This is a genomic window from Microbacterium marinum, assembly GCF_014204835.1.
GTDB lineage: Bacteria > Actinomycetota > Actinomycetes > Actinomycetales > Microbacteriaceae > Microbacterium > Microbacterium marinum.
This window is the reverse complement of record NZ_JACHMD010000001.1, coordinates 1,843,417-1,865,190: the sequence shown is the minus strand read 5'-3', so window position 1 is coordinate 1,865,190 and position 21,774 is coordinate 1,843,417. Positions and strand designations below refer to the sequence as shown.

At 70.1% G+C, this 21,774-nt stretch carries 22 protein-coding genes; 10 read left to right on the top strand and 12 right to left on the bottom strand.

Annotated features, from left to right (window positions below; translation table 11 throughout):
* Nucleotides 1-76: 76 nt before the first annotated feature.
* The 8 genes from BKA24_RS09180 to BKA24_RS09145 all read right to left on the bottom strand — a co-directional run bounded on the left by BKA24_RS09180 (nt 77) and on the right by BKA24_RS09145 (nt 8,474).
* Complete coding sequence (locus tag BKA24_RS09180) at nt 77-421, bottom strand: hypothetical protein (protein WP_184217343.1); 345 nt, start codon at nt 419-421, stop codon at nt 77-79.
* Nucleotides 422-425: 4 nt separating this feature from the next.
* A complete protein-coding gene (locus tag BKA24_RS09175) occupies nt 426-902 on the bottom strand; it encodes a hypothetical protein (RefSeq protein WP_184217341.1) in 477 nt (158 codons plus the stop codon).
* 257 nt (nt 903-1,159) lie between these two features.
* Entirely contained in the window at nt 1,160-2,185 is a 1,026-nt protein-coding gene (gene ilvC / locus BKA24_RS09170; protein WP_184217339.1) for a ketol-acid reductoisomerase, read from the bottom strand.
* Between the two features lie 45 nt (nt 2,186-2,230).
* Complete coding sequence (gene ilvN, locus BKA24_RS09165; RefSeq protein WP_184217337.1) at nt 2,231-2,740, bottom strand: acetolactate synthase small subunit; 510 nt, start codon at nt 2,738-2,740, stop codon at nt 2,231-2,233.
* A 2-nt stretch (nt 2,741-2,742) separates the two neighbouring features.
* Entirely contained in the window at nt 2,743-4,545 is a 1,803-nt protein-coding gene (locus tag BKA24_RS09160) for an acetolactate synthase large subunit (protein WP_184217335.1), read from the bottom strand.
* A gap of 39 nt (nt 4,546-4,584) precedes the next feature.
* Complete coding sequence (ilvD, locus tag BKA24_RS09155) at nt 4,585-6,291, bottom strand: dihydroxy-acid dehydratase (protein ID WP_184217332.1); 1,707 nt, start codon at nt 6,289-6,291, stop codon at nt 4,585-4,587.
* A 9-nt stretch (nt 6,292-6,300) separates the two neighbouring features.
* The gene (otsB, locus tag BKA24_RS09150; RefSeq protein WP_184217330.1) at nt 6,301-7,068 is read right to left on the bottom strand and encodes a trehalose-phosphatase; all 768 of its coding nucleotides are present in this window, start codon (nt 7,066-7,068) and stop codon (nt 6,301-6,303) included.
* Nucleotides 7,065-8,474, bottom strand: coding sequence for a trehalose-6-phosphate synthase (locus BKA24_RS09145; RefSeq protein WP_184217328.1), 1,410 nt, complete (start codon nt 8,472-8,474; stop codon nt 7,065-7,067). The genes otsB and BKA24_RS09145 overlap by 4 nt, the downstream gene beginning before the upstream one ends.
* A gap of 73 nt (nt 8,475-8,547) precedes the next feature.
* On the opposite strand from BKA24_RS09145, the gene BKA24_RS09140 reads away from it, so the two are divergent.
* The gene (locus BKA24_RS09140) at nt 8,548-8,802 is read left to right on the top strand and encodes a cytochrome c-type biogenesis protein (RefSeq protein WP_184217326.1); all 255 of its coding nucleotides are present in this window, start codon (nt 8,548-8,550) and stop codon (nt 8,800-8,802) included.
* Nucleotides 8,803-8,809: 7 nt separating this feature from the next.
* Here BKA24_RS09140 and BKA24_RS09135 read toward each other — a convergent pair whose 3' ends face one another.
* The 3 genes from BKA24_RS09135 to BKA24_RS09125 are packed head-to-tail and all read right to left on the bottom strand — an operon-like array spanning nt 8,810 to nt 11,413.
* Nucleotides 8,810-9,991, bottom strand: coding sequence for an acetyl-CoA C-acetyltransferase (locus BKA24_RS09135; RefSeq protein WP_184217324.1), 1,182 nt, complete (start codon nt 9,989-9,991; stop codon nt 8,810-8,812).
* Nucleotides 9,988-10,638, bottom strand: coding sequence for a CoA transferase subunit B (locus tag BKA24_RS09130; RefSeq protein ID WP_184217322.1), 651 nt, complete (start codon nt 10,636-10,638; stop codon nt 9,988-9,990). The genes BKA24_RS09135 and BKA24_RS09130 overlap by 4 nt, the downstream gene beginning before the upstream one ends.
* A gap of 1 nt (nt 10,639) precedes the next feature.
* The gene (locus BKA24_RS09125; protein ID WP_184217320.1) at nt 10,640-11,413 is read right to left on the bottom strand and encodes a 3-oxoacid CoA-transferase subunit A; all 774 of its coding nucleotides are present in this window, start codon (nt 11,411-11,413) and stop codon (nt 10,640-10,642) included.
* 100 nt (nt 11,414-11,513) lie between these two features.
* Between BKA24_RS09125 and BKA24_RS09120 the strand changes: the two genes are divergently transcribed.
* Nucleotides 11,514-12,302 (top strand): IclR family transcriptional regulator, encoded by a 789-nt coding sequence (locus BKA24_RS09120; RefSeq protein WP_184217318.1) that lies wholly within the window; start codon nt 11,514-11,516, stop codon nt 12,300-12,302.
* A gap of 6 nt (nt 12,303-12,308) precedes the next feature.
* Here BKA24_RS09120 and BKA24_RS09115 read toward each other — a convergent pair whose 3' ends face one another.
* A complete protein-coding gene (locus BKA24_RS09115; protein WP_184217316.1) occupies nt 12,309-13,724 on the bottom strand; it encodes a dihydrolipoyl dehydrogenase family protein in 1,416 nt (471 codons plus the stop codon).
* A gap of 133 nt (nt 13,725-13,857) precedes the next feature.
* On the opposite strand from BKA24_RS09115, the gene BKA24_RS09110 reads away from it, so the two are divergent.
* The 8 genes from BKA24_RS09110 to BKA24_RS09075 all read left to right on the top strand — a co-directional run bounded on the left by BKA24_RS09110 (nt 13,858) and on the right by BKA24_RS09075 (nt 21,712).
* Nucleotides 13,858-14,640, top strand: coding sequence for a glycosyltransferase family 2 protein (locus BKA24_RS09110; protein ID WP_184217314.1), 783 nt, complete (start codon nt 13,858-13,860; stop codon nt 14,638-14,640).
* Nucleotides 14,641-14,648: 8 nt separating this feature from the next.
* Nucleotides 14,649-15,455: an endonuclease/exonuclease/phosphatase family protein gene (locus tag BKA24_RS09105; RefSeq protein ID WP_184217312.1), complete on the top strand. Its 807-nt coding sequence runs from the start codon at nt 14,649-14,651 to the stop codon at nt 15,453-15,455.
* Nucleotides 15,452-16,054 (top strand): DUF2238 domain-containing protein, encoded by a 603-nt coding sequence (locus BKA24_RS09100; protein ID WP_184217310.1) that lies wholly within the window; start codon nt 15,452-15,454, stop codon nt 16,052-16,054. The genes BKA24_RS09105 and BKA24_RS09100 overlap by 4 nt, the downstream gene beginning before the upstream one ends.
* Entirely contained in the window at nt 16,039-16,254 is a 216-nt protein-coding gene (locus BKA24_RS09095) for a hypervirulence associated TUDOR domain-containing protein (RefSeq protein WP_184217308.1), read from the top strand. The genes BKA24_RS09100 and BKA24_RS09095 overlap by 16 nt, the downstream gene beginning before the upstream one ends.
* Before the next feature lie 61 nt (nt 16,255-16,315).
* On the top strand, nt 16,316-17,314 hold the full coding sequence (gene corA, locus BKA24_RS09090) for a magnesium/cobalt transporter CorA (RefSeq protein WP_184217306.1): 999 nt from the start codon (nt 16,316-16,318) through the stop codon (nt 17,312-17,314).
* Nucleotides 17,315-17,427: 113 nt separating this feature from the next.
* On the top strand, nt 17,428-17,904 hold the full coding sequence (locus BKA24_RS09085; RefSeq protein WP_184217304.1) for a DUF2975 domain-containing protein: 477 nt from the start codon (nt 17,428-17,430) through the stop codon (nt 17,902-17,904).
* On the top strand, nt 17,904-18,128 hold the full coding sequence (locus tag BKA24_RS09080) for a helix-turn-helix domain-containing protein (protein WP_184217302.1): 225 nt from the start codon (nt 17,904-17,906) through the stop codon (nt 18,126-18,128). The genes BKA24_RS09085 and BKA24_RS09080 overlap by 1 nt, the downstream gene beginning before the upstream one ends.
* The gene (locus BKA24_RS09075) at nt 18,125-21,712 is read left to right on the top strand and encodes an SCO7613 C-terminal domain-containing membrane protein (RefSeq protein ID WP_184217299.1); all 3,588 of its coding nucleotides are present in this window, start codon (nt 18,125-18,127) and stop codon (nt 21,710-21,712) included. Before BKA24_RS09080 ends, BKA24_RS09075 begins: the two co-directional genes overlap by 4 nt.
* Nucleotides 21,713-21,774 lie beyond the last annotated feature (62 nt).

The window sequence follows — 21,774 nt, the reverse complement described above, 5'->3', positions numbered from 1 at the left end:
ACCAGGGCCCGACGACGGTACGCGGCACGGCCAGCCTACCGGGCGCACCGGCCTCCTCCCGACCGTGTGACATCGGTCAGCTACCGACGAGCGAGTTCCCGTTCGTGATGGCGTAGGTCAGGATGTTCAGCCAGAACACCGCGACGAGCCCCAGCCCCACGAGCAGGATGATCGCAAGCTGCACGAGAGCGCGGCGACGGCCGAGGAGCACACCGGCCACGAAGACGATGATCGGGAAGAGCACCGAGAACAGCAGCACCGCCCATCCGGCGCCGTTCAGCCCCTCCACGGCGCCCGCCTGAGCGATCAGGAAGCCCACGGCCACCCAGACGGCGTAGGCGTAGAACAATCCGAAGAATCCCGCGATGGCAGCGGGGATCCACGACGCAGGGCGACGAGCAGGAGAAGAAGAAGTCGTCACGGGGTCACACTCCGGTCACGAACGGCCACGGCAGGAGGAGGAAGACCCCGACCACGAGCCACGCGAGGCGCACCCACACCGCCGACGAACGGGTGAGCAGCAGCGTGCCGCCGAACCAGAGGGCGGGAGCGGCCACGGCGAACCACTGCGCGGGGACGACCGCGCCAGGAGCGAGGTAAGGCGAGATCGCGAGCGCCGTACGGGCACCGCCGAGCACCCAGCCGACCGTGTACAGCAGGTAGATGCCGCCGAGCAGCCCCAACGTGACGAGTGCTGCACTGCCGAGGGACGTCGTGTCGCTCGCTGGCTCATCCCCGACGGACGGCGACGGAGCAGAGTCCGCCGGCGCCTCGCTCCCCTTGCCGACCGCGCGCCAACCCTCAGGAAGGACGGCATCGGACTTCTCGGCACGGGGCGGACGCGTCGGCGAGTCGTCGCCTTCCCACCGGAAGGCGTCGTCGTCGGAGGAACCGGAGGCCATGTCCGAAGTCTAACGACGCCGAAGGCCCGACCCCTTGTAAGGGTCGGGCCTCCGTGGCTCGATTCGGGCCGGTCCCGGCGGATACGCCGAGAGCTGGATGCCGAAGGTCAGCGCGCGACCGAGCCTTCGGTCGTCTGCGCGCCTTCGGCGCGGTCGGTCAGCGCGCGGCGCTTCGCTCCGCCGTCTGCGCGCCTTCGGCGCGGTCGGTCAGCGCGCGGCGCTTCCCTCCGCAGTCTGCGCGCCTGCGGCGCGGTCGGTCAGCGCGCGGCGCTTCCCTCGGTGTAGTCCGAGTCCTGCTGCTTCCACGCGAACAGCGCGCGCAGGTCCTTGCCGACGGCCTCGATCGGGTGCGATGCCGCCTTGGCACGGAGCTCCTGGAACTCGGTCGCGCCGCCGTCCTGGTCGTCGATGAAGCGCTTCGCGAACGCGCCGTTCTGGATGTCGGCGAGGACCGCCGCCATGTTCTCCTTCACGCGCGGGTCGATGACGCGCGGGCCCGAGACGTAGTCGCCGTACTCGGCCGTGTCGGAGACCGACCAGCGCTGCTTGGCGATGCCGCCCTCCCACATGAGGTCGACGATCAGCTTCAGCTCGTGGAGCACCTCGAAGTAGGCGATCTCGGGCTGGTAACCGGCCTCGGACAGGGTCTCGAAGCCGTACTGGACGAGCTGCGAGACACCGCCGCACAGGACGGCCTGCTCGCCGAACAGGTCGGTCTCGGTCTCTTCGGTGAAGGTCGTCTTGATGACACCGGCACGGGTGCCCCCGATCGCCTTCGCGTAAGAGAGCGCGACGTCCCACGCCTTGCCCGACGCGTCCTTCTCGACGGCGATGATGTCGGGGATGCCGCGGCCGGCGACGAACTCGCGACGGACCGTGTGCCCCGGCGCCTTCGGGGCGACGAGGATGACGTCGACGTCGTCGGGCACCTCGATGTAGCCGAAGCGTACGTTGAACCCGTGAGCGAAGGCGAGGGTCTTGCCGGCGGAGAGGTGGGGCTTGATCTCGTCGTTGAAGATGCCGCGCTGGTGCTGATCCGGGGCGAGGACCATGATGAGGTCGGCCCACTCGGCGGCATCCGCGACGCTCTTGACCTCGAAGCCGTCCTCGGTGGCCTTCGGTGCCGACTTCGAGCCGTCCTTGAGGGCGATGACGACCTCGACGCCGGAGTCGCGGAGGTTCTGGGCGTGGGCGTGGCCCTGGGAGCCGTAGCCGACGATCGCGACCTTCTTGCCCTGGATGAGCGAGATGTCGGCGTCTGCGTCGTAGAGGATCTCAGCCATGTTCTTGTGTGTCTCCTTGTAGATATCGGTTCGGAAAGTCGTGCGTCAGCCGCGGAGGACGCGCTCGGTGATGCTCTTGCCGCCTCGGCCGATGGCGACCATGCCCGACTGGGCGAGCTCCTTCACGCCGAAGGGCTCGAGGGCGCGGAGGAAGGCGTCGACCTTCCCGCGGTCGCCCGTGATCTCGACGACGAGGGCGTCGGTCGCGTAGTCGACGACGGAGGCCCGGAAGAGGTTGACGACCTCGATCACGTTCGAGCGCGTCTGATTGTCGGCGCGCACCTTCACGAGCATGTGCTCGCGCTGCACGGATGCCGCCGGGTCGAGCTCGACGATCTTGATGACGTTCACCAGCTTGTTGAGCTGCTTGGTCACCTGCTCGAGCGGAAGCTCCTCCACGTCGACGACGACGGTGATGCGCGAAAGACCGGGCACCTCGGTCACACCCACCGCGAGGGAGTCGATGTTGAAGCCGCGGCGGGCGAACAGGCCCGCCACGCGCGTCAGCAGACCGGGCTTGTCCTCCACGAGGAGGCTCAGGACGTGCTTGCTCATCGTCAGTCCTCCTGATCGAACGCGGGAGCGTGCTCACGCGCGTACTGGATGTAGCTGTTGCTGACGCCCTGCGGCACCATCGGCCAGACCATGGCATCGGCGCTCACCACGAAGTCGATGATGACCGGGCGGTCATCGATCTCGAGCGCGCGCTGGATGGCGGCATCCACTTCGTCTTCCTTCTCGACGCGGATCGCGGCGCAGCCGTACGCCTCGGCCAGCTTCACGAAGTCGGGCACGCGGATGCTGTCGTGGCCGGTGTTCAGGTCGGTGTTGGAGTAGCGACCGTCGTAGAACAGCGTCTGCCACTGCCGCACCATGCCGAGCGACGAGTTGTTGATGATGGCGACCTTGATCGGGATCTTGTTGATGACGCAGGTCGCGAGTTCCTGATTGGTCATCTGGAAGCATCCGTCGCCGTCGATCGCCCAGACCACACGATCCGGCTCTGCGACCTTGGCGCCCATGGCCGCGGGGACGGAGTACCCCATGGTGCCCGCACCGCCGGAGTTCAGCCAGGCGTTCGGGCGCTCGTACTTGATGAACTGCGCCGCCCACATCTGGTGCTGGCCGACGCCGGCGGCGTAGACGCCCTCGGGGCCGGTGAGTTCGCCGATGCGCTGGATGACGTACTGGGGCGCCAGCAGCCCGTCGGACGTCGGCGCGTAGCCGAGCGGGAACTCGTCGCGCAGCCCGTCGAGGTAGGACCACCAGTCGGAGATGTCGGGCTTCGCGCCCGCGGTCGCCCCGACGAACGCCGCGTCGAGGTCGACGAGGACGTCCTTCAGATCGCCGACGATCGGCACGTCGGCGGTGCGGATCTTGGAGATCTCCGCCGGGTCGATGTCGACGTGCACGACCTTCGCGTGCGGAGCGAACAGGGCGGCCTTGCCGGTCACACGGTCATCGAATCGCGCTCCCAGCGCGACGATCAGGTCGGATTCCTGCAGGGCGAGCACCGCGGGGACCGTCCCGTGCATTCCGGGCATGCCCAGCTGCTGTGGGTGCGAGTCGGGGAACGCACCCCGCGCCATCAGCGTCGTGACCACAGGGGCGCCGGTCGCCTCCGCGAGTCGGAGGAGCTCGGGCGCGGCGTGGGCACGGACGACGCCGCCACCGACGTAGAGCACGGGCTTCGCCGCCTCGGCGATCAGCTGTGCGGCGGCCTGGATCTGCTTGCCGTGGGCCTTCGTCACCGGACGGTAGCCCGGGAGCTCGATCTTCGGCGGCCACACGAAGGGCGCCTCCGCCTGCTGTGCGTCCTTCGTGATGTCCACGAGCACGGGGCCGGGACGACCGGTCGACGCGATCTCGAACGCGCTCGCGATGGCGGCGGGGATCTCCGCGGCATCCTTCACGAGGAACGAGTGCTTCGTGATCGGCATCGTGATGCCCACGATGTCGGCCTCCTGGAAGGCATCCGTGCCCATGAGGGTCGAGAAGACCTGCCCCGTGATGGCCACGATCGGCATCGAGTCCATGTACGCGTCGGCGATGGCGGTGACGAGGTTCGTCGCGCCGGGGCCGGAGGTCGCGATCGCGACGCCCACCCGACCGGATGCCGCGGCGAAGCCCTCCGCCGCGTGTCCGGCGCCCTGCTCGTGGCGGACCAGGATGTGCCGGATCTCCGACGTGTCCATGAGGGGGTCGTAGACCGGGAGGATCGCGCCGCCCGGGAGACCGAAGACGTCGGAGACGCCGAGCAGCTCGAGTGAGCGGACGACGGCCTGCGCTCCGGTCAGGACGGGTGTGGATGCGCCTCCGGCCGGCGGACGGGGCACAGCGGCGAGAGTGTCTGATGACATGGAGATACCTCTGCGTGATGGGAGGGGGTGTGCGGGGGCCTATCCCGTCGTCGCGCCCTCCGCAGCGGAGCGCACGAGCTTCGAGTACTTGGCCAACACGCCACGGGTATAGCGCGGGGGAAGCGGCTCCCAGCCAGAGCGGCGGGAGGCGAGCTCTGCCTCGTCGACGAGTAGATCGAGAGAGCGAGCTGCGATATCGACCCGTATCAGATCACCATCGCGCACGAAGGCGATGGGACCAGCGTCCACCGCTTCGGGTGCTATGTGGCCGATGCACAGGCCGGTTGTGCCGCCTGAGAATCGTCCGTCCGTCAAGAGTAGTACATCTTTTCCGAGCCCCGCGCCCTTGATGGCCGCCGTGATCGCGAGCATCTCGCGCATGCCGGGACCGCCCTTGGGGCCTTCGTAGCGGATGACGACCACACTGCCGGCTTCGATGTCTCCGGCGGCCAGCGCATCGATCGCTGCGCGCTCGCGCTCGAACACGCGCGCGGGGCCTTCGAAGACGGCGGCGTCGAAGCCCGCGGTCTTCACGACGGCTCCCTCGGGTGCCATCGAACCGTGGAGGACCGTGATGCCGCCGGTGGCGTGGATCGGGTTGTCGAACGTGTGGATGACCGTGCCGTCGATGGGGTCGGGGTCGAGGTCGGCCAGGTTCTCGGCGAGCGTCTTGCCGGTGACCGTGAGCGCGTCTCCGTGCAGCAGGCCCTCATCGAGCATGGCCTTCATGATGACGGGGATGCCGCCGTGGCGGTCGACGTCGTTCATGACGTACTTCCCGAACGGCTTCATGTCGGCGACATGAGGAACCTTGTCGCCGATGCGGTTGAAGTCGTGGAGCGACAGATCCACCTCAGCTTCACGCGCGATCGCCAGCAGGTGGAGCACGACGTTGGTGGAACCACCCAGAGCCATCGCCAGCGCGATCGCGTTCTCGAACGCCTCCTTGGTCAGGATGTCGCGCGTGGTGATCCCCTGTCGCAGCAGGTTCACGACCGCCTCGCCCGAGCGGTGCGCGAAGTAGTCGCGGCGCCGGTCGGCGGAGGGCGGTGCAGCCGAGCCGGGCAGGCTCAGGCCGAGCGCCTCGGCGACGGACGCCATCGTGTTGGCGGTGTACATGCCGCCGCAGGCACCCTCTCCGGGCGCGATCGCGCACTCGATGCGCTTGAGGTCCGCCTCGCTCATCTTGCCGGCGAGGCACGCTCCGACCGCTTCGAAGGAGTCGATGATCGTGACGTCCTTCTCGGTGCCGTCACTGAGCTTCACCCAGCCCGGCGCGATCGATCCGGCGTAGAGGAAGACACTCGAGAGGTCAAGCCGCGCCGAGGCCATGAGCATTCCGGGGATGGATTTGTCGCATCCTGCGAGCAGGACGGAGCCGTCAAGACGCTCGGCCATCATGACGGTCTCGACGGAGTCCGCGATGACCTCGCGGCTCACCAGCGAGAAGTGCATGCCCTCGTGGCCCATCGAGATGCCGTCCGACACGGAGATCGTGCCGAACTGCAGCGGGTACCCGCCGCCGGCGTGGACGCCCTCTTTGGCGCCCTGCGCGAGCCGGTCAAGGCTGAGGTTGCAGGGGGTGATCTCGTTCCAGCTGGACGCGATGCCGATCTGGGGCTTATCCCAGTCCTCGTCGCCCATACCCACCGCGCGGAGCATTCCGCGCGAGGTCGTGGCTTCGATGCCGTCGGTCACCGCGCGGCTGCGGGGCTTGATGTCGATCGTCTCGTCGGGTGAGGGCATTCTCGAAGTCTATTGCCGCGACGCAGTGCGTCGCGTCGCGATGGTCGACAGCAATCCGGCCAGTTCGCTGGTGTCTGCCACACGAACGGATGCCGCCGTCTCACCTCCGCCGACACGGATGCCGAGGTCACGCTCTCCCAGCGATCGGAGCGCGTCCTCGTCGGTGACGTCGTCGCCCGCGAAGACCACCGCATCGGCCCCGATGAGTTCGCGGAGGTGGGCGACGGCGGCATCCTTGCCCTCGGTTCGGAAGGCGAACTCGACGAGGTTGTGGCCCTCGCGGCGGCGCCACTGCGGGGCGCCTTCCGACACGAGTTCGTCCACCTTCTCGCGCAGGCTCGCCGCGGCGCCCCGGTCCCGAGCGGTACGCAGGTGCACGGCGAAGCCGAACGTCTTCGGTTCGATCCACGCCCCGTCGACGGCGGCTGCCAAGTGCTCGGCGTCAGAACGGAGCCGGTCACGGAGCGCGACGGCATCCGGGTCTGTCTGCTCGTCAGAGACGGCGCCCGGCGCCCAGTACTCGGCCCCGTGTGATCCCGCGAGGAGCACCGGAGAGGCGTCGTCGTGCTCGGCGATCACGCGGAGGTCCGCGAGCGACCGCCCCGACACGAAGGCGACCGTCGTGTCGGGCGCACGCACGAGGGCGTCGATCGCGGCGCGCGCCTCCCCCGTCATCCGAGCGGTCATCGGCTCGTCCACGAGGGGGGACAGCGTGCCGTCGAAGTCGAGCGCGACCAGCAGCCGGTCTGCGGCGACGACGGCGTCGAGGTCACTCATGACCGCTGGCTCCGCACGGCATCGAGGTCGGTCAGGAACCGCTGCGACCAGCGGGCGACGTCGTTCTCCCGCACCCGGCGTCGCAGGGCGCGCATCCGACGCTCCCGTTCCTTCACCGGCATATCGATCGCCTGCATGATCGCGTCCTTGAGCCCGACGATGTCGTGCGGGTTCACGCTGATGGCCTGGGTGAGCTCGTCCGCGGCGCCGGTGAACTCGCTCAGGACGAGGACGCCGCCGCCGTCGACCCGGCTGGCGACGTACTCCTTCGCGACGAGGTTCATCCCATCGCGGAGGGCCGTGACCAGCATGACGTCGGCGGCGAGATAGAGGGCGACCATCTCCTCGCGGGGATACGAGTGGTGCAGGTACTGGATCGCCGTGTAGCCGAGCTCGTCGGCATCGCCGTTGATCCGGCCGACCGTCAGTTCGATCTCGTCCCGCAGCTGCATGTAGGTCTGCACGCGCTCACGACTGGGACTTGCGACCTGGACGAGCGTGACGTCGTGCACCGAGAGGCGCCCGTCCGACAGGAGTTCGCCGTACGCCTTCAGACGGTGGCGGATCCCCTTCGTGTAGTCGAGGCGGTCCACACCCAGCAGGATCGCCTGCGGGCTGCCGAGGCTCGCGCGGATCTCGGCGGCGCGCGCCTGGATGTCGGGCCGTCGGGCGAGATCCTCGTACACGGACGCGTCGATGGAGATGGGATACGCACGGGCGATCGCCGTGCGCGTCCCCTCCCCCTCGGGCACGGCGATCGAACCGGCCTTCGTGTCGTAGCCGAGCTGGCGGCGGACCGCCCGGGCGAAGTTGCCGGCATCCGCCACGCGCTGGAAGCCGATGACGTCGGCGCCGAGGAGCCCTTCGAGCACCTGCTTGCGCCAGGGAAGCTGGGCGTAGATGCCGTAGGCCGGGAACGGGATGTGGTGGAAGTAGCCGATGGTGACGTCGGGCCGCAGCTCGCGGAGCATCTTCGGGACCAGCTGCAGCTGATAGTCGTGGACCCAGACCGTCGCGCCCTCAGCGGCGTTCTCCGACGCCGCCTCCGCGAAGCGCCGGTTCACGCGCACGTACGCGTCCCACCAGGTGCGGTGATACGTCGGCGTGGCGATGACGTCGTGATAGAGCGGCCAGATGGTGTCGTTGGAGAAGCCCTCGTAGTAGAGCTGGATGTCATCGGCCGAGAGCGCGACGGGGACGAGCCGGAGTCCGTCGAACTCGAACGGCTCGATCTCCACACCGGCCTGACCCGGCCAGCCCACCCACGCGCCGTCGTTGCGGCGCATCACGGGGTCGAGTGCGGTGACGAGGCCTCCGGGCGAGCGTCGCCACGGCTCCGCCTCGTCATCGGTGCGATCGACCGGCAGACGGTTGGACACGACGACGAAGTCGGAGGCGACGCTCACGGGATTCCTCTCGGTGGATGGACTCAGGCTAACAAGCCATCCACGTGCCTCCCGGCCGCGCTAGCGTGGTGGTATGCGCGCTTACCTGTTCGGAACCGGACTCCTGTCGGCCATCACGGGCGGCGTCACTCTTCTGCGCACCGCGCGCAGCGACGAGCCCTTCACCTGGCGAACCGCGCTGGCATGGCTCAGCTGGGGGATCACCCTGGCACTCGCGATCGGGAGCGTCGTCGACACCCGCCGCGCACGGCGCGCGAAGCTGATCCCCCTCGACTCGCCCGTCGAGGGAGACCAAAAGCGCCTGCTGCGGGAGCGCCTGAAGCGCTGACCCGCGTTCAGCGGGTGAGGATCATCGCCTCGCCCTGACCGCCTCCGCCGCACAGGCCGACCGCGGCCGTCCCGCTGCCCCGGCGCGCCAGCTCATGCACGGCGTGCACGACCAGTCGAGCGCCGGACGCCCCGATCGGGTGACCGATCGCGATGCCGCCGCCGTGCACGTTGACGATCTCCTCGGACACCCCCAGCTCTCGCTGGGACTGCGCGACGACGGCGCCGAACGCCTCGTTGATCTCCACGAAATCGAGATCCGCCGCTGTCAGCTGCTGCCTGCCGAGGGCCTGGGTGATCGCGCGCGCCGGCTGCGACTGCAGGGAGTTGTCCGGTCCCGCGACCTGTCCGACTGCCCCGACGACGGCGAGCACCGTCCAGCCGTTCGCCTCGGCCAGCGCACGGGTCGTCACGACGACCGCTGCCGCGCCGTCGGAGATCTGCGAGGCGTTGCCCGCAGTGATCGTGCCCTGCGGATCGAATGCCGGCCGGAGGGCGGCGAGCGAGTCCACCGTGGTGTCGGGCCGGATGCCCTCGTCGCGGGTCACCAGCGTCGGATCCCCCCGCCGCTGCGCCACCTCCACGGAAACGATCTCGGCGTCGAAGACACCGGCATCCTGCGCCTGTGCTGCGCGCTGGTGCGACAGTGCCGCCACCTGGTCCTGCGCTTGTCGCGTGAGCCCGAGCGCGGGATTGTGTCTCTCGGTCGAGGTCCCCATCGACACGCCGTCGTACGCGTCGGTCAGTCCGTCGTACGCCATGTGGTCGAGGACCTCGACCGACCCGTACGTCCACCCCTCGCGCGAGCCCATCAGCAGGTGCGGGGCGCGCGACATCGACTCCATGCCGCCCGCGACGACGACCGAGGCATCGCCGGAGGCCACCATGCGCTTCGCGTCGATGATCGCGGTGAGCCCGGACAGGCAGACCTTGTTCACGGAGCTCGCGGGCACATCCCATCCGACCCCGCCGGCGATCGCCGCTTGACGGGCGGGATTCTGCCCCGATCCCGCAGGCAGCACCTGGCCCATCACGACGGCGTCCACCGCCGAGGCGGCCACTCCCCCGCGCGCGAGCGCTCCAGCGATCGCGAACCCGCCGAGCTGGGGGGCGGAGAACGAGGAGAGCTGTCCGCGGAGCCTCCCCTGCGCGGTCCGGGCTGCTGCGACGATGACGATGTCCTCGGTCATGGGGTGCTCACTTCTTCGGAGAGGATCAGGGGCGGTTCGGTGGCGGCGCGGACGTCGTCGACGCTCACACCGGGAGCGGTCTCGACGAGCACCAGGCCGGCGTCCGACACGTCGATGACCGCGAGGTCGGTGATGATCCGATCGACGACACCACGACCGGTGAGCGGGAGCGAACAGTCGTGGACGATCTTCGCCGATCCGTCGCGGGCAGTGTGCTCCATGAGCACGATGACGCGCGCTGCGCCGTGCACGAGGTCCATCGCGCCGCCCGGACCCTTCACCATCTTCCCGGGGATCATCCAGTTGGCGAGATCGCCCCGCGCCGACACCTGCATCGCGCCGAGGATCGCCGCGTCGATCTTCCCGCCCCGGATCATCCCGAAGCTCGTCGCCGAGTCGAAGAACGAGGCGCCGGCGAGGGTCGTCACGGTCTCTTTGCCGGCGTTGATGAGGTCGGGGTCGACGTTTCCCTCCGACGGGTAGGGCCCGACACCCAGGATGCCGTTCTCCGACTGCAGAACGACCGTCACCCCGTCGGGAACGTGATTGGGTACGAGGGTCGGCAGGCCGATCCCGAGGTTCACGTACGAGCCGTCGGTCAGCTCGGATGCCGCGCGGGCGGCCATCTCCATCCGTGACAGTGCCATCTCAGCGTCCTCCCCCGGCGACGGTCCGTCGCTCGATGCGCTTCTCGATCCCGGTGCCAACCTCGACGATGCGGTGCACGAAGACTCCTGGGAGGTGGACCTCGTCGGGGTCGAGTTCGCCGGGCTCCACGAGTTCCTCGACCTGCGCGATGCAGACGCGTCCCGCCATGGCGGCGAGCGGGTTGAAGTTGCGGGCGGCTTTGGTGAAGACGAGGTTGCCGTGGCGGTCGCCGCGACGCGCGTGCACGAGGGCGAAGTCGGTGACGATCGCTTCCTCGAGGACGTACTCCGCCGCCCGTCCCCCCGGCGCGAATGTGCGCACATCCTTCGGCGCGGATGCCACCGCGACACCGCCCTCGCCGTCGTACCGCTGCGGCAACCCGCCCTCCGCCACCTGGGTGCCGACGCCGGTCTGCGTGAAGAACGCCGCGATGCCCGCACCACCGGCGCGGAGCTTCTCGGCCAGGGTGCCCTGCGGCGTCAACTCGAGCTCGAGTTCGCCGGAGAGGAACTGCCTCTCGAACTCCTTGTTCTCGCCCACGTAGGAGGACGTCATCTTCCGGATGCGCTTCGCCCCGAGGAGTACACCGAGGCCCCAGTCGTCCACACCGCAGTTGTTCGACACGACGGAGAGGTCGGTCGTCCCCTGATCGAGAAGGGCCTCGATCAGGGCGATCGGGTTGCCGGAGAGACCGAATCCGCCGACGGCGAGCGATGAGCCATCGCCGATGTCGGAGACGGCTTCGGCTGCGGTGGGGATCGTCTTGTCGATCACGTCACACTCCTTCGTGTCGTCCCTCCACCTTGCGACTGCGCCTCGCGATGCGCCAACGCTCGCTTGCGATGTGGACGAGAGCGCGCTTAGTGTCCACATCATGGACAGCACGCCCTCCGTCCCCGGCGCCCAGGCGATCGCGCGCGCCGCCGCGCTTCTCCGGCTGGTGTCGGCCGGCGGGACGGAGGGTCGCGGCATCCAGGAGCTCGCCGCGGAAGCCGCGCTGACACGGTCGACGACGCATCGACTGCTGTCCGCCCTCCGCGCCGAAGGCCTCGTGGATCAGGACGAGCGCACGTCGCGGTGGCTCCCGGGACCGGAGCTGTACCTCATGGGCTCCGCCGCCGCGCCTCGGTACGACATCGCTCATCTCGCCGGCGACATCGTCCGGTCGCTGGCGGTGAAGACCGAGGAGAGTGCGTTCCTCTCGGTCCGGCGGGGCGACGAGACGGTCTGCCTCACCCGCGAGGAGGGCGCCTTCCCGATTCGATCCTTCGTCCTCAGCGAGGGAGTGCGATTCCCACTGGGGGTGGCCTCGGCGGGTCTCGCCATCCTCGCGTTCCTCCCGGACGACGAGGTCGAGGTCTACCTCGACCGGCACGCCGACCTCGCCACGCGGTGGGGCTCAGCCCACGATGCGGACGCGCTGCGCAGGCGCGTGCGCGAAACGCGCGACCGTGGCTACGCCGTGAACCCCGGGCTCATCGTCGAGGGATCGTGGGGCCTGGGTGCCGCGGTGTTCGACCAGACCGGCCGGCCGGCATTCGCCCTCAGTCTGACGGGCGTCCAGTTCCGCTTCGACCGCGACCGCCTGCCGACGCTCGGGCGCCTGCTCCTCGCCCACGCGCACCAGCTCACGACACGGATCCAGTCGAGCCGGCGGCGCTGATGCCGGTCAGAGGCCGTACTCCTCCAACCAGCGGAGCCACACCTCGCTGATCGTCGGATACGCAGGGACCGCGTGCCACAGCCGGTGGAGCGGAACCTCGCCCACGATGGCGATCGTGGCGGCGTGGAGCAGTTCGGCCGTGTCCGGTCCGACGAACGTCGCGCCGACGAGGACGCCCCTCGCGTCGTCGACCACGGCACGGGCAGTGCCCTCGAAGCGATCCGAGTGGGTACTCGCTCCAGCGATCCAGGAGAGGTCGTAGTCGATCACGGTGACATCGAGACCGTCCGCGCGAGCCGACGCCGCGGTCGCACCGACAGCTGCGACCTCAGGGTCGGTGAAGACCACCTGCGGGACGGCGGAGTGGTCGGCCGTCGCCGCGTGCCGGCCCCAGGCCTGGGTGTCGAGATCCTCACCGCGCGCCCGGCGGGCGATAACGTCGCCGGCGATCCGCGCCTGATACTTGCCCTGGTGGGTGAGAAGCGCCCGGTGCGTGACGTCGCCGGCCGCGTACAGCCACTCGGACCCGCGGACCCGGAGGGTGTCGTCCACGTCGATCCAGCCACCGTCCTCGAGCCCCACGACGTCCAGCCCGATACCGCTGGTTCGCGGCACCCGCCCGGTGGCGACGAGGATCTCCTCGGCCTGCACGACCGCGCCGTCCGCAAGAGTGACGGTCACGCCGTCCCCGGCACGTTCCACGCGCGTCGCCTGCGCGCCGGTTCTCACCGTCGCGCCCGCTGCGTGCAACGAGGCAGCGACCGCCTCGCCTGCGATCTCCTCCATCCCGCCGAGCAGACCGGAACGGGCGATGACCGTCACCGTCGAGCCGAGCGCGACGAACGCCGTCGCCATCTCGACCCCCACAACGCCGCCGCCGAGGATCACGAGCGACGCGGGCACGTCGCGCACCGCCGTCGCCTCGCGGCTCGTCCACGGGGCGGCATCCACCAGGCCGTCGATGTCGGGAATGAGAGCCGCCGAGCCCGTGCAGACGGCCACCGCGTGCCGGGCGCGGAGAACGGTCGCCGTGCCGTCCGCCGCCTCGACGCTCACCTCGCGCTCCGCTGTCACTCGACCGAACCCACGGATGAGGTCGATCCCCACGCCCTGCAGCCAGTCGACCTGCGACGTGTCCTGCCACTCGTGGACGATCCGATCGCGGCGCGCCAACACGGCAGCCACGTCGACGCCGCCCGTGACGGCCTCGGCGGCGCCCGCCACATCGCGGGCGGCGCGGAGCGCCGCGGGTGCGCGAAGCAGGGCCTTCGACGGCATGCACGCCCAGTACGAGCACTCGCCTCCGACGAGCTCGCTCTCCACGATCGCGACGCTCAACCCGCCGCGGACCGCACGGTCGGCGACGTTCTCTCCGACCGGTCCCGCTCCGATGACGACCAGGTCGTACTCTCGAGTGCTCATACGCCCACGCTACTGATGCAGATGCTGTCGGGGCAGGGCTTGCGCCCAACGGTCCATTGACACATCCTCATCGCCAGGTCAAGGCTCCCCCCACCAGCGCCCACGGGCGGGCTCATGATGTGAGGATCGGGAGATGAACCTGGTCACGGCCTCCGCCCCCGCGGTATCGGTCGTGATCCCGGTCAAGGATGACGCCGCTGTGCTCGAACGGTGCCTCCGTGCCCTCGCGGCGCAGTCATCGCCGCCGGACGAGGTGATCGTCGTGGACAACGCTTCCTCCGACGACACGGCCGCAGTCGCCGCCGCAGCGGGTGCACGCGTCGTCCGATGCGAGACGCCCGGCATCCCCGCAGCCGCCGCGGCCGGATACGACGCCGCCCGCCATCCCCTCATCCTCCGCCTCGACGCCGACTCGATCCCCGGCTCCACCTGGGTGGCGGCGATGCGCACCCGTGCAGCGGCGCGGCCCGACGCGGCAGCCCTCGTCGGGGCGGCGCGTTTCGCCGACGGCCCCACCGCGCTCCGGACACCGTTGGCCATCGTCTACCTGGGGTCATACGCGCTGGTGGGCTCGCTCACGCTCGGACACCTGCCTCTGTTCGGTTCGAACCTGGGCATCCGTGCGCGCGCGTGGCGGGCGGCTCGCCACCGGGTGCACCGAGAGTCGACGCGCATCCACGACGATCTCGACCTCGCGTTCCACATCGGGGAGCGGCATCCGATCGCCTTCGCACGGGATGCCGCGGTCGGGATCTCCATGCGACCCTTCGGCGATGGACGCGGTTTCGTCCGCCGGCTGCGCCGCGGACTGTCGACCGTCGTCATCCACTGGCCCGCCGATTTTCCCCCCGTCCGGTGGACGAAGGTGGCGATCAACCGGGCGCGCCTGCGGCACGCGAGACGGAGCCGGACATGAGGAGCGTCATGTCGACCACCACGCCGGACGATGCGATCCTCGTCACGTCGTACAACGTCCGCCGCCCCGTCCCCGAGTTCCTGACCACACCCGCGGATCGATGGTCGCGACGAGCGCCGAACCTCGTATCCGCTCTCCGACGGGAGCGACCCGCGATCCTGGCCGCGCAGGAGGTGCTCCCGCACACCGCGCGGACCATTCTGGCGGCGCTCGGCCCGACGTACCGGCGGTACGGCGTCGGGCGTGGGCGCGGAGGTCGCGGAGAGGGCTGCCCGATCTTCTTCGACAGTGAACGACTCCATCTCGTCGCAGGCCGGCAGGTCGCGCTGAGCGACGATCCCGACACCGCGGGCGCCCGAGGGTGGGGCAATCCGATCCCGCGCGTCGCCACGACGGCCGTGTTCCGCGACCGTCGGACCGGAAAGAGTCTCGGAGCCGTCAACACCCACCTGGACCCCTTCTCCGAGCGATCCCGCCTGCGGTCTGCGCTCGCATTGCGGCAGCTCGCGGCCGACTCCCCTCACCCCACCGTGCTCTTCGGCGACTTGAATGCGGGCGCCTCCTCCCGCACCGTTCGCACTCTCCTCGAGGGCGGGCTCCTCGCCGATGCCTGGACGCGCGCGGAGCGCCGACTCACTCCCGCGTGGCGGAGCTTCGCGCGATACCGCCGCCCCCGCCTCGGCGATCGCATCGACTGGATCTGCACCACGGCAGGAGTCCGGGTGCTCACGGCGGCGATCGAGCACCGGCCCGAAACCGGCGGGTGGCCCTCCGATCACCTGCCCGTGTACGCAGCGATCGAGGTGGACTCGTGATCGAGAACTTCCTCCGTCCCCCGCGCGGCGCCGGTGAATGGCTCGCCGACGTGCTGCGCGTCGTCGGCGCGGCGAGCGTGCTCGTCGCCTTCCTGTGGTGGGAGCCGACCGACGGCGGCGTCGTGGCCGCCGCAGTGCCGGCGATGCTGGCCCCCAGATTCGCCGGCGTACGCGCGGGATTCGACATCGCGTACGGAGCCGTCGTCCTCATCGCTGCCTGGAGCAACGTCCTCGACCTGTACCGCAGGCTCCCCTCGTGGGACCTCGTGGTGCATTTCGCCGCGACCGGCCTCATCGCCGCCGTTCTGTTCGTCCTCCTGTGTCGCGCGGAGGTCATCGCCTCCGCGCGAGCGCGCCGGGTTCGGCTGGTCATGATCCCGCTCCTCGGCCTCGCCGTGAGCGCACTGTGGGAGATCGTCGAATGGGCCGGAAAGACGTTCGTGACCGACACGATCTTCGTGACGTATCAGGACACGATCGGCGACATCGCGTTCGGTGGCCTCGGCTCCATCGCCGTCGCGATGCTCGTCACCGCCGTGCCGATCGAGCGCACCACCGCGCTCCCGAAAGAGAAGGAGAAGGCATGGCCGAGGAACTGAGACAGGGCGACCGGGTCAGCTGGAACACGCCGCAGGGCCGGACCCAGGGAAAGGTGGTGTCCCGTCGGACGGCTGACTTCGAGTTCGCCGGACAGACCTTCACCGCGTCAGCCGACGAGCCCGCATTCATCGTCGAATCGGACAAAAGCGGCGGGCAGGCGGCCCACAAGCGCTCCGCGCTGCGCAAGCTCCCCGCCTGACCCGGGCACCGCCGCAGCGAGTCGCGGCCCACGAAGACTGCGCGCGGACCACAATGAACGCGTGCCCATCATCGACAACGCCGTGTACGTCAGCGGTCATCGGATCGACAACCCCGCCAGCCTGAGTGAGACCTTCGAGCACACCCGCGCGCACAAGGGCATGGCCTGGATCGGGTTGTTCCGGCCCACTCCCGAGGAGATCGCGGCAGTCGCGGAGGAGTTCTCGCTGCACCCGCTCGCCGTCGAAGACGCGCTGTCGGGTCACCAACGTTCCAAGCTCGAACGCTACGGCGACATCCTCTTCGCCGTCCTCCGTCCGGCCCGGTATGTCGACGAGTCCGAGACCGTCGAATTCGGCGAGCTTCACGTGTTCGTCGGGCCGGACTTCGTCGTGACGATCCGGCACGCCGACTCCCCCGACCTGGCTCGGGTGCGGACGAGGTTGGAGCAGCAGCCCGACCTCCTGGGCATGGGCCCCGAGGCCGTTCTCTACGCGATCCTGGACGAGGTGGTGGATGAGTACGCCCCCGTGGCATCCGGGGTCGAGAACGACATCGATGAGATCGAAGACGCCCTCTTCAGCCAGGGTGACACCCACCTGTCGCAGCGCATCTACGAGCTCGCCAGGGAGGTCATCGCGTTCCATCGCGCGACACTCCCTCTCGCCGACATGCTCCAGAACCTGCTCCAGGGCGCGGACAAGTACCGGGTGGACATCGAGCTCCAGCGCGCGCTCCGCGACGTTCTGGACCATACGCTGCGGCTGAACGACCGGATCGTCACCTTCCGCACCGTGCTGGACAACGCGCTGACCACCCACGCCACCCTGGTCACCCAGCGGCAGACCGAGACGGGTCTCGCGCAGAACGAGCAGGTCAAGAAGATCTCGGGCTGGGCCGCGATTCTGTTCGGCCCCACACTCGTCGGGACCGTGTACGGCATGAACTTCGACCACATGCCCGAACTGCATTGGGTCGCGGGCTACCCGCTCGCGCTCGGACTGATGGTGGCGACCTCCGTGACCCTGTGGGCGGTGTTCCGGCGAAAGCACTGGCTCTGATCGACGGGCGCGCTGGCTGTGAAGTAGCCGTGCGCCGGCCGAGACGCTTGCCGCAGGTCGATAGATATGCGTTGATTATCGATAGGTGACTACCGCTTATCGATAGGTTGACCATGAACCGCGCCACCATCGCCGCCCTCCGGGCACTGCTCGCTCTGATGATCCTGCTGCTCCTCGTCGCGCAGACCGTCGCCCTCCCTCTCACCGCGGCCGGCTGGGCACGAAGCTTTCCCGAGTTCGCCGGACTCCAGGCCCCGTGCCTGGTGATCGCCATCGTGTTCATCGTCTGCGTGCAGGTCGTCCTCGTGTGCGTGTGGCGGATGCTCGACCTCTTCGCTGCCGAGGGCCCGTTCAGCGCACGCGCCTTCCGTTACGTCGACACGATCATCACCGCGATCGTGGTCGCCGACGCGCTCATCGTGGTGGCGCTCGCACTGCTCACGGCCACATCCGCCGCGAACCCCTCGATCCTGCTGCTCGGGCTCTTCGGCGTCGTCGTCGGCGCCGGGCTCGCGTTGCTCGTCGGGGTGCTTCGTGGGCTGCTTCGCCGGGCGATCACCCTCGAGCAGGATCTCTCGGAGGTCGTGTGATGCCGATCATCATCAATCTCGACGTCGAGCTGGCCAAGAAGAAGATGTCGGTCGGGGACTTCGCCGCCGCCATCGACATCACCCCCGCGAACGTGGCGGTGCTCAAGAACGGACGCGCGAAAGCGGTGCGCTTCACCACGCTCGACGCCATCTGCCGGGTTCTGGAGTGCCAGCCGGGCGACATCCTGCAGTGGGTGCCCGACGAGACGGATGCCGGATCATGAGCGCTCCGAGTCTCGCCCCCTCCTGGAGCGAGGCCGCGATCGCGCATCTTCGGGACGCCACCCGCTGCCCGGTGTGCGGGCGATCCATCCTGGTGGAGGCGCGATGCCGCGTGTGCGGCGCTGACCTCGCGACGGAGGATGCCGCTGCGCTCTGGCGCGCGTCACAGGCCGCCGCAACGGCGCTGGAGGAGCGCGAGCGGGTCCGCCGCCGGATTCCTGTCATCGTCGCCCCCGCCGCCGTGCGCACTTCGACGCCGCCGGAGGGATCCCCGCGCCCGGAGTCGGATCCGGCGACGCCGCGCGCCACCACCGGCGGCGCAACGACCGTCCAGTCGGTCCTCGCGGTCGCCGGAGCCGGGCTGTTCGCGATCGCCGCGCTCATCTTCAGCTTCTTCAACCCCGACCTCACCGATCGCGGCGCGAGATCCCTCGTCCTGCTGTGCGTCACCGCGCTCTTCCTGGCGGGCGCCGCCCTCCTGCACCGACGTCGGCTGCACTCCTCCGCCGAGACCGTCGGAGCTCTTGCCGTCGTCTTCATCGCTCTCGATGTCACGGCGGTCGCGGGGCTGACGTCGGCGGCGCTGAGCGGGTGGGTGTCGGCCGCGGTCAGCACGCTCGTCGCCGGCGGTGCGCTCGCCCTCGTCGGCGCACGCATCGGCATCCGGTCCTGGTCGGCGCCGGGACTGGTCGGACTCGCCTTCGTGCCCGCAATGCTCGGCGCAGCAGACGGCACTGCCGGCGCGGCCGCGCTGGGGTGGCTGGGCACGATGGCGGCCGCTATGTCGCTCATCGTCGTCGCCGATCGCGGCGCGGGGATCAGCCAGGGCGCACGCCGAACCGAAATCGCCACGCTCACCGCGGCGCAGCTCGCAGCGGGGCTCCTCGCCCTCGTGCACGTCGTGGGAGTCGGCGACGACGTGGTCGAGACGATGGCCGCCGGCGCGGCCGCGCTGATCACGGTCAGCCTCATCGCGGTCGCCTCGGCCCGCCGCACCACGCCCCGATTGTGGGCCTTCGTCGCGGGCGGTGCGCTCACCGCCGGGGCGGCGGCCGCCGCGATCTCGGTCGGGACGGGGATCGCCCTCCCCTCGGTGTCAGCTGTCGCCCTCCCGCTCGCCGGGGCCGCTGTCGGGCTCATCGGAACTGCACTCCTGCGGGGCACGGATGCCACGTGGGCCCGCGCCGGCGCCCTCATCGTGCTGGCGCTGACGGCCCTGCCGTCGGTCGCCGTCGTGGGGATCACCGCGGTCTTCACCCTCACCCGCACGGACGACGAGTCGATGTGGCCGTCGGTGGTCGCCGCCGCGGGCCTGTCCGTCGCGGCGGTCGCCCTGGTCGTCACCGGGAGGGTGGCACGTCGCCGTGCCTCCCGCGCGCGCGGATTCCGTGCGGCAGCCGCGTGGGTCTCGGCCCTCGCCGTCTTCGCCCTCGTCGTGACTCCGTACGGACCGCCGGAGGCCACCGTTGCGGCCGGCGCCGCGATCGCGGCGGCATCCGGAGAGGCGCTGCGCCGGCGCTCCGGCAGGGTGCGCATCGTCGGACTGTCACCGAGGCTCGCGTTCGCACTGACGGGTCACGCCGCCCTGGGCGTCGCCGTCGTCTTGGCATGGTCCACGGCCGAGCTCGCGGTGGCGAGTTGGCCCGGTGTCCTCGCTGCGGCGGTCTGGACGGCTCATGCCGCGCCCGCCCGGTTCCGCTGGCTGCACGTCGCCGCGGCCTACGGGTACTCGCTCATCGTCGCGGCGACGGCGCTCGCACTGCTCGGCCTCGCGTCGGTGCCGGTCGTCAGTCTCACGACGACGGCGGCGGCCGTGGTGGCCATCGTCGCGACGTTCGTGCGCGCCGTGCCGGTGCACGCGTGGTGGGCGGTGCTCGGGGTCACGGCGGTGCCGTTCGTCTTCGGGGTCCTCCAGGTCGTGGAGGAACGGAGCGGCTGGACGGCCCTGTCCACCGGCATCATCTTCGTCCTCGCGCTTGTGCTCCTGCTCACCCGGCGCGCGGGTCTCGTCCCGCCCCTTCGAGCGGTGTTCGCGATGCTGCTCGTGCCCTCCCTCGCCGTCGTGGTCGTGTGCGTGGGAGCGTGGCTGCTGCCCGTCAGCGGCTCCCCGATCGTGCTGCCGGTCGTGGCCGCCATCGTCGTCTGCGCGTTGCCGGCCGCGGGATCCGTCGAAGCGACCTTCGCGCGTCGCGTCCCCGCGAGTCGGATGCCGGTTCTGCTGCGCACCGCGATGGAGTCGTCGGCGCTCCTCACCGGAGTGATCGCCGTCGCGCTGGCGCTCGGCCGGACGGCTGCGGGGCTCCCGACAGCCGTCCTCGTCTTGACGATCCTCGCCACCGGCACGGGAGCGGCTGCGGCCGCGGGGCGGCGGCGCATGCTGTGGTGGCTGGCGGGGATCTCCGCGACCGGCGCTCTGTGGTGCGCGTGGCGCTTGTGGGACGTTCAGCTGCTCGAGGCGTACGTCCTTCCACCCGCGCTCGGCGTGGTCGCGGTGGGCGCCGCCCTCGCCCGGACGGCGCGCCGTGGCAGCCGGCTCTACGCGGGAGGGTTGCTGGCGGCCGTCCTGCCTTCCGTCGTGGCGCTCGCCGGGATGGGCGGAGAAGCGCGGATGTGGTCCCTGCTCGGCGCCTCCGCGGTTCTCGCGTCGGTCGGTGCCCTGGTGCGCTCCGACAGCGCGTGGGGTTCCCTCCGCACCCCGACGCTGGTCGTCGCGGTGCTGGCAGGGTCGGCGGGAACCATCGTCGCCGCTCGAGTCGGGCTCACCGCGCCGGATGGCCCGGGGGTGCTGGTCGCGCTGGGGCTCGGCTGCCTCGGCGCCCTCCCTGCCGCCGTCGCCGGCGTCGCCCTCACTCGGACGACGGAACGACGACTCGCTCATCGGTGGGCACTCGCACCGGCGCTGATGTATGTCGCCGTGGCGCCGTGGCCCGCCATCCGGACCGATGCCCCGGAGACCTGGCCGATGTGGGCCGTCATGTTGGCGATCCTCGCCGGTGTCGTCACGATCAGCGCTCTGCAGCGCCGCGGCAGGGGCGACATGTTCCCCCCGGTCTGGTTCGTCTTCGCCCTCGCCTTCGCCACGTCCGTCGCCGCGTGGAGTCCGCGCGAACTGCGGGTCGAGTGGTTCTCACTTCCTCTCGGCGTCGCCCTTCTCATTGCCGGTGCGCTGCACCTCGGCGCTTCGCACGCCCCCGAGCGGGGCACGCTCGCCTCATGGCCGGCGAGATGGTCCGGCTCGTGGGCCCTGCTGACCCCGGGACTCGCGGTCATCCTGGGCGCATCGATCGCCGCCACCTTCACGGACCCTCAGACATGGCGGGCGATCCTCGTCATCGTCATGGCGCTCGCGGCGATCCTGATCGGCGCGCGCGGTCGTCTTGCGGCGCCCTTCCTCGTCGGCGTCGTGGTCCTGCCACTCGAGAATGTCTCGGCCTTCTCCGTGCAGATCGGTCGCGGGATCGATTCGATGCCGTGGTGGATCACCCTTGCGGTCGTCGGCGCCGTCCTGCTGATCCTCGCGGTCTCGTACGAACGGCGCGATGGTGAGGCGGCGGCGCTCGGCGCGCGGCTCCGGGACCTGCGATGAGTGCCGGGGACGGCGGCGAACGCAGCCCGGGATGCAGAAAGCCCCGGTGACTGGCGAGAGTC